The organism is Candidatus Venteria ishoeyi, assembly GCF_030378065.1.
GTDB classification, from domain to species: domain Bacteria; phylum Pseudomonadota; class Gammaproteobacteria; order Beggiatoales; family Beggiatoaceae; genus Venteria; species Venteria ishoeyi.
Map to the genome: position 1 here is coordinate 39,220 of NZ_JAUCGJ010000018.1, position 11,894 is coordinate 51,113.

Genomic DNA, 11,894 nt, shown 5'->3' on the forward strand with positions numbered 1-11,894 from the left:
AATCCTGATAATTTTGTTAAGCCTGAACTAAATGAAATTTGATTTGGTACAAAATGACACAGCATTTTGCCCAGCATATCCCCAATCTGGCGATAATGGTGGCATAATAGACCCATTGTACTCAGTCATATTTCATTCTCGCTCCTAAATAAACCATTAACAAAACATATTAGATTTGATAATGGAGCATAAAGATAACCATGCCAACCAACAAACTCAGTCATAATGACGCGCCTGTGGTGGAAGATGCTTTTCAACAAAAAGCCTTTATTCAGCGCATTTGCAAGGTCGTGAAAGAATGCAGGCCGCCCAAAGGCATTGCAATTAACGGTTATTGGGGAACGGGTAAGACCAGTGCCTTGATGCAGGTGTATTACCAGCTCAGCGGCAAACACCCCTATAATGGCGAACGCCCCAATAATGATGAAAAGAATGCAGGCCCATCAGAATTGAGTAAAAATATCGTCCCGGTATGGTTTGAAGCATGGCGTTATCAGCATGAAGCCTTGCCTATCGTGGCCTTATTAAATGAAATCCGCGAACAACTGGACTTGTGGGAAAAATTCAAAGGCGAAACCGAAAAACTCAGTGGCGTTGCTTGGCTGGGTACATTGAGTGTCTTTGATGAAGTGATTAAAGCCGCAAGCGGTGGTTTATTTTCACCTAAAATGGGCAATCTACAAAAGGCGGGCAACAACTGGGAAGCCCAGCACTACAGTCAACCCTTACCCACCCAGAAAATTCACAACTTGTTTGAAGAAGCCGTGCGCCAAAGTTTAGGGGGTAAAAGCAAACGCCTGGTCATTTTTGTTGATGATTTAGATCGCTGCACGCCTGCCGCTGCCTTGCGATTGCTCGAAGGCATCAAGGTGTATCTCAACCTGGAAAGCTGCGTGGTGATTTTTGGCATGGATCAGCGCCAGATTGAACGTGCGCTGAAAAAAGCCCTGGATCTCAATGATACGGCAGAATATTCTGATGACAATCAGGCGCGGGAATACCTGGAAAAAATCTGTCAGGACATTTATCACCTGCCCCTACCCGATCAGGCCGCCAAAAGCAGCTATTTCATGAAACTGTTAAGCACGCTCCATGTGGGTAAAAACGAGAAACATTATCAACGCTGCCTGCAACAAGTGCTGAAACATTACGACTGTCTCCCCGCCAATCCGCGCAAAATAAAAGCTCTGGTGAACCGCACCAGCACCGTGCTGAGTGCATTGTATTTGGGGGATGGGCGCGATAATCTGGTTAAAATGGGTGCTGCAAACAAGGAAGAGGAAAAGCTTCTCATTAGTCGTAAATACGTGCTGTTGATGGCGTTGACGATTATTTATTGTTTTCATCGCCAACTCAATGAACAACTGGAAAAAGACCCCAGTTATATCGATAAAGTCATTACCTATGCCAAAGACCTGGACCCCACAGAACTGGTAGAAACCCATTCGATTTACCGTCCCTTTCAGACCATTTTACCTGCCATGAACGGTGATACTAAACTTCCAGCCAATCCCAGTGACAGCAATGTGTTTCGCTTGCATGACGTGTTCAGAGACTTTGATGCCAGCTTGGGCAACTGCGACCGGGAAATTGCCGCTTTTTATGCGATAAAATCATGAAAACACCAGATACACTCTCTCAATTGCTACCCCAGGCACTACCCGCTGACAAAAAGGCTTTTGTTGATCTGCGCAACACTGGCAGTCTGGCGCATTATTTACGTCAGGTTTACCACCAATTCATGTACGCCAACAACTTCGGCCTGGCGATTGATGATGAAGACAACGGCAGCGAAGGCAAGGCGGTCTTTTTACAAAATCTTTTTGTCACCCCGCAACTGGGCAAAGACCATCTTCTGCCGGAACAACTGATTCGCGCAGAAATTGACAACAAACTGCCGTCCCGCCAGACCATTATTGAGAGTTTGCAACAACATACCCGCTTATTTATTCTCGGCGACCCCGGCTGCGGCAAGTCCACCCTGATAAACTGGTTAATGCTGGCATTCAGCAACAGCGGCGAGAATGTCACCAAACTGGCACTGGGGAACTGCGTGCCTTTTGCCCTGATTCTGCGTGAACTCAATTTGAGTAAAGCCCGGAACTGGGATGATGTGTGGCAGATATATCTTAAAAGCAATGCCAAATTGACGCTGGCCCTGCCCAAAGACCCTGAGGCGTTGGAACAGGTGTTTAACAGCGGTCAGGCTTTATTTTTACTCGATGGGCTGGACGAAATCACCCACCCGGATTTGCGCCGCCGTTTGGGGCTGGCGGTATTGGAAGCCATGCAGCGTTATCCACGCTGCCGGTTTGTGATCAGCTCGCGGCTGGTGGGGTTTAACCAGCAACACTGGTTTGGGTTGGAATCTACTGCCAGCGAAGCAGACGAACATCTGCGCATGGCAAAATCTGTGGATACGGAACTGCTGCCCACGCTGTATTTATCCCCCTTTGACCAACAACAGGCGGAACGCTTCAGCCACAACTGGTACAAACAATACGTGCCGGACAGCAGCCAACATGCGGGACAGGTGCGCGGTCTGGTGGAGCGCATCGGGCATAATGACGGGCTGGGACGCTTGGCGCGGATTCCGGTGCTGCTGAACATGATTTGTTTTATCCATGCGCGGCGTGGACGGCTGCCCGATGGACGCGCCGAACTCTATCAAAGCATTGCCAAAACTTATTTAACCGGATTGGATCGGGCGCGGAATCTCCAGTTTCTCGGACGTGCGTTTAATTTTGATTATTTTGACCTCAGCGAATGGCTGGGTACCTTGGCCCTGCGTATGCAGAACCAACGCAGCGAAGACGATACCGCGATTCTCATCAGCGAAGGCGAAGTGCGCACGTTTATCGTGGAAAAATTGGAGGAAAAAGGTTTTGGTGCGGCGGAGGCAAAAGCGGACAGTATTTTTATTCTGAAGTACTTATCCCAACGCAGCGGCATGTTTATCCCACGGGGTCAAAACGAAGCAGGACAGGAACAATACGCCTTCTCCCATCTCAGTTTTATGGAATACTTCGCCGCCGCTGAGCTTAAAGTCCGCTTACAATTTGGTGATGCCGAGGAATTTGCTGAGTTAGCTAAAAAAATCCAGCAGCCGTGGTGGAAAGAATGTTGCGTGTTGTTGTTTGAGCAACTGGAAAACACCCGCCTGGCGGAACAAATGTTCCGGCGTTTGTTTGTGGATACGCCCTTGTCCCAGGATAAAGAGGCCGCGCCTGCCTGGGCGGTGCTGGCGGAAGTGATTATGGACAGCGGGGTGCGTTTGTCTTCTAAACTGCGCCAGGAGTGGATTAAAAAAAGTTGGGGGTTTTATTTGCGACACCCTTATTTTGATAACCCAGATTATCCAACCGAGAGTTTTTACAGTCTGAATGCCGCTTTGTGGGCGGAACAGTTTGAGGCTTTGGAGCATTTTAGTCAGGTTGCTGAAGCGATGGATTTGACTCAACTAAGCCTGAGGGGTTGTAAAAACCTGAACAGCCTTGAGCGGATTGTCAAACTAAAGGGCTTGCAGTTGCTTGTTTTGAGTGATACCGGCGTGACGAATTTGAGTCCACTGGCGACTTGCACTGCTTTGGAAATGCTTGGTTTAAGCAATACCGAAGTGACGGATGTGAGTCCACTGGCGGCTTGCAGTGCTTTGAAAAGACTTGATTTAAGTAATACCGGTGTGACGGATGTGAATCCGTTGGCGGCTTGCAGTACTTTGGAATGGCTTGATTTAACTAATACCGGTGTGACGGATGTGAATCCGTTGGCGGCTTACAGTACTTTGGAATGGCTTGATTTAAGTAATACTAGGGTGAGAAATGTGAGTCCACTGGCGGCTTACAGTGCTTTGGAGCAGCTTTTATTAAGCAATACCGGCGTGACGGATGTGAGTCCGCTGGCTGCTTGCAGTGCTTTGAAAGTTCTTAGTTTAAACAATACCGGAGTGACGGATGTGAGTCCGCTGGCAGCTTGCAGTGCTTTGGAAATACTTTTATTAGGCAATACCAGCGTGACAGATGTGAGTCCACTGGCAGCTTGCAGTGCTTTGGAAATGCTTTTCTTAAACGATACTGGTGTGACGGATGTGAGTCCACTGGCGACTTGCAGTGCTTTGGAAATACTTGATTTAAGTAATACTGGAGTGACGGATGTGAGTCCACTGGCGACTTGCACTGCTTTGGAAATGCTTGGTTTAAGCAATACCGGAGTAACGGATGTGAGCATGTTACAGCGTGAAGGTTTAACTATTGATGGTATGAAGGAGGAATAAGCTTGCTTGTTCCCAAGCTCCAAAGCTGTCAGATTTGATACAGATTATTTTAATCTATTGGGTTGCAGGTTTCTTGCCTGCTGTTTAAGTGTCAGCAATTGTTGCTGATGCTGGCTGCCGGTATCAATGGTGCCCTGCGTCATGGCCTGTTGCAGCACTTGCAAAGCTTGCCAGGGCTGTTGCAGATATTGACTGAGTTGTATCAGTTGCTCAATATCTGTGCTTTCAGTAATACCCGCGCGGTGTGCCAGCCATAAACAAGCCAGGGCTGCTGCATAATTTTTTTGCTGCAAATACGCATTGCTTAATTGTCGCCAATAAATTATTTGTGCGGGATTGTTACCAACTAAATCTTGCAGGTGTTGCAGTGGATTTTGGGTTGTTTCGGATACCCCTGTTTTTATCTGCAATAATAAAAGCTTTTCGGTCCAGGCTGGCTCAGGATTGGGGCTTTGTGCAATGAGCTGTGCCAGATGCTTACTGGCTTTTTGGTATTGTTGGTTTTCTTCATAGGCTTTGCTTGCCAGCAGGTGATCTCGGATGCTTATCGTATCGACTTGTTTCATCCAGCGTTGCAAATTTTTCAGGCCACTTTGGTAGTGGCCTAGCCGGATTTCCACTTCTGCTAATAGACGGCGTAGTTCCAAACGGACTTCCAGCGCCAGACTTTGGTTTTTAACGGTTATTTTTAATAATTTCAGTGCTGTTTGTAATTTATTTTTGCCCAGCCAAGTGTATATCAACGCTTGTTCCATCCGCCCTTTGGCGCAACGGCTGAGTTTTTGTTGGGACAAGGGTTTTAGTAATTTAAGTGCTTTATCCCATTGCTGTTGAGAGATGGCGGTCTGTGCTGTTGTTATTTTTTTATGCAGGCCAGGGGCAACTTCACAGTTTGCAGCGAATAGTGAAGAGGCTGGTGTGATAAACAGTATTGCAATAAAGTAAGCTTTAAGGGACATGATTCTTGGCAATAAGTAACTGAATGAATAAGCTAAACCCCGTCTAAGTAGAAAACCGCAGTTTTTGTCATTCCCGTGTAGACGGGAATCCAGCCCTCGTGAACAGCGATTGGATACCTGCCTGCGCAGGTATGACATTAATAGAATGTTTTTGTCGATTTCAAAGTGGATGGGGTTTATCAATTTTATTTTCCATGCACAAGGTTAAAACCTTCGCCTTTCAGGCGAATAGATTTATCTCTAATGTTTAACGGTAAAACTTAAAATATGGGTTTTAGCACTAACACCCCAAAGGGGTATTTTAATATAGCTTGGGGCAACGCCCCAAGGTAGAGAATGATATGTTTACGCCCTGAAAGGGCAGGTTAAAATGATTGCAATATTTTAATTTGCCCTTTCAGGGCGTGAATGGCACGGATACAATTCCAGGGGTGTTACCCCTGGCTATATTAATGCGCCCCGTTGGGGCTAAACAACAAGGCTTGTCCGCCCTGTATCCCGGCTTTCAGCCACCAAATGCTCTAACCCACCCGTCTTTTAGCGGGTGGTTGTTTAGTTTGATGGAATTTAGACCTTCCAGGTTTTAAAAACCTGGAAGGTCTTTTAAGTAAATCCCCGTCATTATAATGTTGGCGATGCAATTGGTAAATGCTTTACGGATAACACCCCTTCGCAGGGGTGTTATCCGTTGGCTTTCCAGGAAATTAATTATCTGAAAAACTATAGATTTGCTTCACAGCTTTGAATATTGACATTATGCGCCTGTTCCGGCTTAGGTTCAGGCACGCTGCGCGGCATGTCTAACAAAGCTTCCAACACATCGCGCAGTTGTTCGAGGTAAGAGGCTGTCAGCAAGGCCAGCCCGGCGTAATAGGCGGTTGCCGCACGTTGACTGACGCGACTGGCAAAATCTTTAATCCAAAGCAGCAGATGTTCATCCAGAAATTGTGCAATCTGGCGCAGATTTTCTGTTGCATCATCCTGGCTCAATAAATAACTGATAAATTGTAGCTGACAGACCAGATGATCATCGGGTCTTAGACGCCAATTTTCGACCTGCAAACCATATTGTTTATACCAGTCTCTGACCTGGAACATCGGTTGCTGACGCATCAGCCCTTCTTCATCCAGCCACACCGACTCACAGGGCGATGCCTGAATCGCGTGGTTAAGATAAATAGCGGCAAAATCTGCGGCTAACTCATCAAGTTGATTTTGTGTTACGGGCTGTTTCAACTCAGCCAGCGCCTCCGCCATAAAATCCAGACATTGATGCTGGGTTTTATCTACAAATTGCAAACCTAAGTGATGTGGAAAAGAAAATTGCTGCAATGATTTAAGTAAATCTGCTTTAGGCTCACTATCATGCAGTAAGACCAGCAAATTCACATCCGCCAGAATACTGTCCCGCCATTGTTTTGTTTGCATATTAGTCATCCACACGTCCTTTGGCATGAGGCACAAAGACAATTGAAGGATTGGTCAATTCCGGGCTGGCCATATTTTTGACCTGACGTACCGGTTTGTCCCCCGGCCCTAAGGCTTTGGTGGGAAAATTGCCTTCCCGCAATTTATCTATCGGGCCAATATCCAGCACCCGCATCATGCAGGCCATCACGCAATAAGGATGACGTCCGGCTTCCAGTTCGTCAATACATAAGTTACATTTTTTCACCAGACCGTCTTCCGGGTCAAACTGCGGCGCGCCATAAGGACAAGCCGCTTCACAGCGGCGACAGCCAATGCACAGCGTGGAATCAATATCCACCACACCATTATCCTGACGTTTAAAAATAGCCCCGGTCGGACAAGTTGGCAGACAGGCCGGTTCCGCGCAGTGATTGCAGGACATATTAACCTTGTATGCAAACACATCAGGGAAGCTGCCACCTTCCACATACATGACGCGGCGAAAACGTGGCCCTGCGTTCAACCCGTTTTTGTCTTTACAGGCAATTTCACAGGCTCTACAGCCAATACAGTCTACATTATTATGAATAAACCCCACCTGCATTTCAGCTTGCACCGGCGTATAGTTGACCCGCTCGCGTTTGGTGGTTTTAATCGCTTGTTTAACCCGCTCCGCATCTTCTGCCGTTTGTACGTTGGGGTTATTTTTGGGAATTGTTGCCATCACTTAATCTCCTGTTAATAATCCCTTCTGAACACATGGCTGCGCGCAGTTTTTTGTTTGTCCCAACCGGGTCGGTGGGTGCGACCATTGGTGGCTTTGCGCAGGTTGACCAGAATCGTGTTATAAGCAAAGCCTCCTGCCGGACTGGGTTCATCCAGCGTCAGAAAATCGGGATTGCCAGCGCGATCCCAACCGTCCTCGTCCAGGTCCATCCAGGCCCCTTCATAGACAATAACAACACCGGGCATACAACGTTCGGTGGTAAAAGCCGGTAAGACAATGCCGCCGCGATCATTCCACACTTCCAGAGTATCGCCGGTTTTAATGCCCAGGCGTTTGGCATCGGAGGCGTTGAGGGTAATTTCCTGAGTATAAGTTTCCCGCAACCAGGGAATGTTGTGGAAAATGGAATGGGTACGCCAGCGCGGATGCGGCGTAATCATGTGGAAAGGGAATTTCTGGGTTTTGGGACTATTTAAGGATTCCCACGGCTCAATCCATTTGGGAATTGCCGGGATATAATAGCCATATTGAGTCTTAGTCCAGTCTTTAGTTTGCGCCAGGGTACTGGAGAAAATTTCAATTTTGCCAGAGGGTGTGCTCCAGGCCACGCCTTTTTCGATATTATCCTGGAAAGCGACATGCGGACGCGGCAGCTTGAATTTATACACACCACGTTTTTTGAACTCTTCCCAGGGCATGGTGACATGCTGGTGATGCATGACCTTATTCACCCACCATTCGCGTAAATAGCTTTCATCCACAGCATCGTTATGATGGAAATAATTGCGGTTGGCTTTGGGATTAAAACGCTCGCCAAAACCCAGACGATAAGCCAGTTCGGTAAAGACCTGAAGGTCGGTTTTAGATTCCCCCAAAGGTTCAATAACCTTGGGCCGGTGAATGTAATAATGCCCTTTATACCAGGGCAGCGCGACATCATGACGCTCGAAATGGGTGGCAATCGGCAGCAGCACGTCCGCCCATAATCCTGATGGGGTGATGGTGGAATCCATGCACACCACCATATCGAGTTTTTTGATGGCAGCAATTTCTTTATTGATATTGGTCAACTGGTTAAACCAGTCAGAACCCTGCCAGAAAATGCCACGAATATTTGGTGGTACGCCATCACGTTCATCATTGCGCGGCCATAAGCCGATCTCTTCACGTTTTACATTGGGATAATTTAAGACACAGTGCGCCCAGCGGTCAGACTTGATAGAGGCGTACCAGACATTGGCAAATTCATCATAAGGATAGGCAATGCCTTCCGCGTGCCAAGCCTTACCCACGCCTTCCGCGCAACCGCCAAGTTTGCCGATATTACCGGTCATGGCCTGCAATGCCGCCGCCATGCGGTTATATTGCTCGCCATAAGCATTACGTCCCGGTGCCCAGGAGGCTTTTAATGCCGCTGGTTTGGTGGTCGCGTACATATGCGCGAGCTTGATAATATCTTTGGCAGGCACGCCGCAAATATCTGCGGCCCATTCCGGGGTTTTTGCTACGCCATCAGAGCGCCCGGAAATATAATCTTTGAAACTTTCCTGACCATGCGCCCAATGCGGCATGGTGCCGGGGTCCATGCCCTGTACAAAACGGTTAATAAATTGCTGGTCTTGCAGATTGTTGGCAAAAATATAATACGCCATTCCCGCCATCATTGCGGCATCGGTATTGGGCCGAATGGGAATCCACCAGGCATCATAACTTGAAGCAGAATCGGTGTGCTGTGGATCAATCACCACAAATTTACAGCCCTTTTGCTTAGCCATGCGCATGTAATAGAAGGTATTACCGCCGTGGAAAGTATAAGCCGGGTTCCAGCCCCACATAATAATCAGTTTGGAATGGGCAAAGGTATCATCTTCATTACCATCTTCAATGGTGCCGAAGGTGGTGCGGGAACTGAATGTGGTTGCCTGATACGAGGGGACTGACCAGGAATTGGTGCGGCAGCCATACATGCCCAGGAAACGCCCCAGCAAGCCTTCAATCTGGTCAGACTTGTGCAACACGCCATAAGAAGCGCCAGCATAACTTTGATCCAATAAGGCCGTCGGGCCGTATTTTGCTTTTAATTCTTCCATACGCTGCGCAACCATGCCCAACGCCTCATCCCAGGAAGCGCGCTTGAACTTGCCTTCACCACGCGCGCCCACCCGTATCATGGGATATAACAGGCGCTCGGCGGAATACAGTCGGGAACGATAAGAACGCCCGCGCAAACAGGCGCGCAGTTGCGGCTCTTCAAAGGTGTCCTTGCCAAAAGCGCCACCTTGTTGATAACGCCCGTCATCAGAAGACAGGCGTACAATCACATCCCCTTTTTTATGCGCAACCAGCATATGACGCGAGCCACAGTTATGCGCGCAACTGGTCACCACCGTTTCCAACTCATCATCACGGGGATAGGGTTCGTATGCAAAGGCTTTGGCGGGTTCCGGTTTCAAGCCTAAACTCACCGCCGCGCCAGCGGCTGCTGAGGTTTTTAAAAAGTCACGTCGATTAATATTTAAGCTGTCTTGCAGCAATGCTAATTTTTCATTGGAAAAACTCATGCCGGGATTCCTTTATTCTTGGAGTTGCGTAACATCAGTTATTTTGCCGCAGTCTGCTTAGGCAGGCGAAAACGCGGTTCAGACTCAGTTGGACGATTTTTTGCCCACTCCGGCACTTCAGCACCGACACCGGGCCAAGCATGGCGCGGATAAGGGTAGGCAACCCGATACCAGGCACGTCCACCATGACAACCATAACAGGCATCTGGACTTTCTTTTGCCGCAGCTTCAATGGCCTCTGCATTTAAGTAATTGACCTGATGGCGCACAGAGCGAATCACTGTGTGACAAGTCATACAGGTTGTAAACAGTTTATGAGATTCTGGCCAGGGAGAAGGCAATCCCATGACCTGGTAATTCATCTGTCCGTGACATTTTAAGCAGGTGGTCTCTGGATTGACTGTTTTTCGTAAACTAAAACCCGCATTAGAATTTGTTGGGGGAACCGGGGCTGCTTCACGGGGATCATGACCCTGATGACAGGTATTGCACTTCAGGTTCATCAATTTTTTAGCTAAGGGCGTAACTAGATGACGGCGGTGAAAGGTTTCCTGCTCACCTTGATAAACTTCCAGGGTTTGATACCAGGCCAGGCTATCTTTTGCTTTAACGCCTGCGGGGGATTCAGGTTTGACTTTGGATTCAATAATTTCCTGGTGGCAAGCCAGACATTGTTCATCTTTGGCAGTATCAATAGCGGGTTTGAAATGGATGGGATGCCAACGCGCACTTTCATAATCCATATCCTGTGCATAAACATTCCAGCCTAAACTTTGGCAAACCAGCACTGCCCAGACAGTAAAAGATTTTTGCATATTTATTCTCCTTGGCTGGGTAAAACAGCGCTTCCTTATAAGAAGGAGCCTGGAGGAAGCGCAAAAGGCTTGCAGGTGAGCAAACCTGCAAGTTAGACAGGAGCCGGAACGAGAACCTTATAAAACAAGTTATTGCATTGTTTTAGATCCCCGTCCCTGGCTTGTTTTATTTCATGCCGGACATACCGCTCATGCCGCCCATACCGGACATTCCACTCATGCCGCCCATGCCGGACATTCCGCTCATGCCACCCATGCCGGACATTCCGCCCATACCGGACATTCCACTCATGCCGCCCATGCCGGACATTCCGCTCATGCCGCCCATGCCAGACATTCCGCCCATGCCGGACATACCGCTCATGCCGCCCATGCCGCCCATGCCGGACATTCCACTCATGCCGCCCATGCCGGACATTCCGCCCATGCCGGACATGCCACTCATGCCTGTAGGAGGTCTCCAGTAGTAACCGCCCATGCCACCCATGCCGCCCATGCCGGACATGCCATGCATACCGGACATGCCGCCCATGCCACCCATACCGGACATACCGCCCATGCCACCCATACCGGACATGCCACCCATGCCGCCCATACCGGACATGCCACCCATACCACCCATACCGCTCATGCCAGACATATTACCGCTATAGACATAAGTTGTTGCCGGATAGAAATACATGTGACCATCAGGCGTAATATGGAAATAAGCGCGAGAGCTTGCAACACCACCACCGCCATAACCAGACATACCACTCATGCCGCCCATGCCAGACATACCGCCCATGCCGGACATACCGTGCATACCAGACATACCGCCCATGCCGGACATACCGCCCATGCCGGACATACCGCCCATGCCGGACATACCGCCCATGCCGGACATACCGCCCATGCCGTGCATACCGGACATGCCGTGCATACCAGACATACCGCCCATGCCACCCATGCCGGACATACCGCCCATACCACCCATGCCGGACATGCCACCCATGCCGCACATACCACTCATGCCGCCCATGCCGGACATACCACCCATGCCACCCATGCCGGACATACCACCCATGCCGCCCATACCGGACATGCCACCCATACCACCCATACCGCTCATGCCAGACATATTACCGCGATAGACATAAGTTGTTGCCG

Annotated in this window: 8 protein-coding genes; 2 read left to right on the top strand and 6 right to left on the bottom strand. The window is 48.9% G+C overall.

Annotated features, from left to right (window positions below):
- The first annotated feature begins 200 nt into the window (after window positions 1–200).
- A complete protein-coding gene (locus QUF61_RS07955) occupies window positions 201–1,619 on the top strand; it encodes a KAP family P-loop NTPase fold protein (protein ID WP_289681268.1) in 1,419 nt (472 codons plus the stop codon).
- The gene (locus QUF61_RS07960; protein WP_289681269.1) at window positions 1,616–4,273 is read left to right on the top strand and encodes a leucine-rich repeat domain-containing protein; all 2,658 of its coding nucleotides are present in this window, start codon (window positions 1,616–1,618) and stop codon (window positions 4,271–4,273) included. Before QUF61_RS07955 ends, QUF61_RS07960 begins: the two co-directional genes overlap by 4 nt.
- Window positions 4,274–4,317: 44 nt before the next feature.
- Here QUF61_RS07960 and QUF61_RS07965 read toward each other — a convergent pair whose 3' ends face one another.
- From QUF61_RS07965 to QUF61_RS18290, 6 genes are all read right to left on the bottom strand, one after another.
- A complete protein-coding gene (locus tag QUF61_RS07965) occupies window positions 4,318–5,232 on the bottom strand; it encodes a tetratricopeptide repeat protein (RefSeq protein WP_289681270.1) in 915 nt (304 codons plus the stop codon).
- Between the two features lie 720 nt (window positions 5,233–5,952).
- On the bottom strand, window positions 5,953–6,669 hold the full coding sequence (locus QUF61_RS07970; protein WP_177428554.1) for a TorD/DmsD family molecular chaperone: 717 nt from the start codon (window positions 6,667–6,669) through the stop codon (window positions 5,953–5,955).
- On the bottom strand, window positions 6,662–7,366 hold the full coding sequence (locus QUF61_RS07975) for a 4Fe-4S dicluster domain-containing protein (protein ID WP_103921200.1): 705 nt from the start codon (window positions 7,364–7,366) through the stop codon (window positions 6,662–6,664). Before QUF61_RS07975 ends, QUF61_RS07970 begins: the two co-directional genes overlap by 8 nt.
- 14 nt (window positions 7,367–7,380) lie before the next feature.
- Entirely contained in the window at window positions 7,381–9,930 is a 2,550-nt protein-coding gene (locus QUF61_RS07980) for a molybdopterin-dependent oxidoreductase (protein WP_103921201.1), read from the bottom strand.
- Window positions 9,931–9,968: 38 nt separating this feature from the next.
- A complete protein-coding gene (locus tag QUF61_RS07985; protein ID WP_103921202.1) occupies window positions 9,969–10,745 on the bottom strand; it encodes a hypothetical protein in 777 nt (258 codons plus the stop codon).
- A 166-nt stretch (window positions 10,746–10,911) separates the two neighbouring features.
- A partial coding sequence (locus tag QUF61_RS18290) for a hypothetical protein (protein ID WP_289681271.1) occupies window positions 10,912–11,894 on the bottom strand: 983 nt, incomplete at its 5' end.

Excerpts from the sequence above, each read along its gene's own strand:
- QUF61_RS07975 (WP_103921200.1), bottom strand. The coding sequence starts at position 7,366 with ATGGCAACAATTCCCAAAAATAACCCCAACGTACAAACGGCAGAAGAT.
- QUF61_RS07965 (WP_289681270.1), bottom strand. The coding sequence starts at position 5,232 with ATGTCCCTTAAAGCTTACTTTATTGCAATACTGTTTATCACACCAGCC.
- QUF61_RS07970 (WP_177428554.1), bottom strand. The coding sequence starts at position 6,669 with ATGACTAATATGCAAACAAAACAATGGCGGGACAGTATTCTGGCGGAT.
- QUF61_RS07980 (WP_103921201.1), bottom strand. The coding sequence starts at position 9,930 with ATGAGTTTTTCCAATGAAAAATTAGCATTGCTGCAAGACAGCTTAAAT.
- QUF61_RS07985 (WP_103921202.1), bottom strand. The coding sequence starts at position 10,745 with ATGCAAAAATCTTTTACTGTCTGGGCAGTGCTGGTTTGCCAAAGTTTA.
- QUF61_RS07955 (WP_289681268.1), top strand. The coding sequence starts at position 201 with ATGCCAACCAACAAACTCAGTCATAATGACGCGCCTGTGGTGGAAGAT.
- QUF61_RS07960 (WP_289681269.1), top strand. The coding sequence starts at position 1,616 with ATGAAAACACCAGATACACTCTCTCAATTGCTACCCCAGGCACTACCC.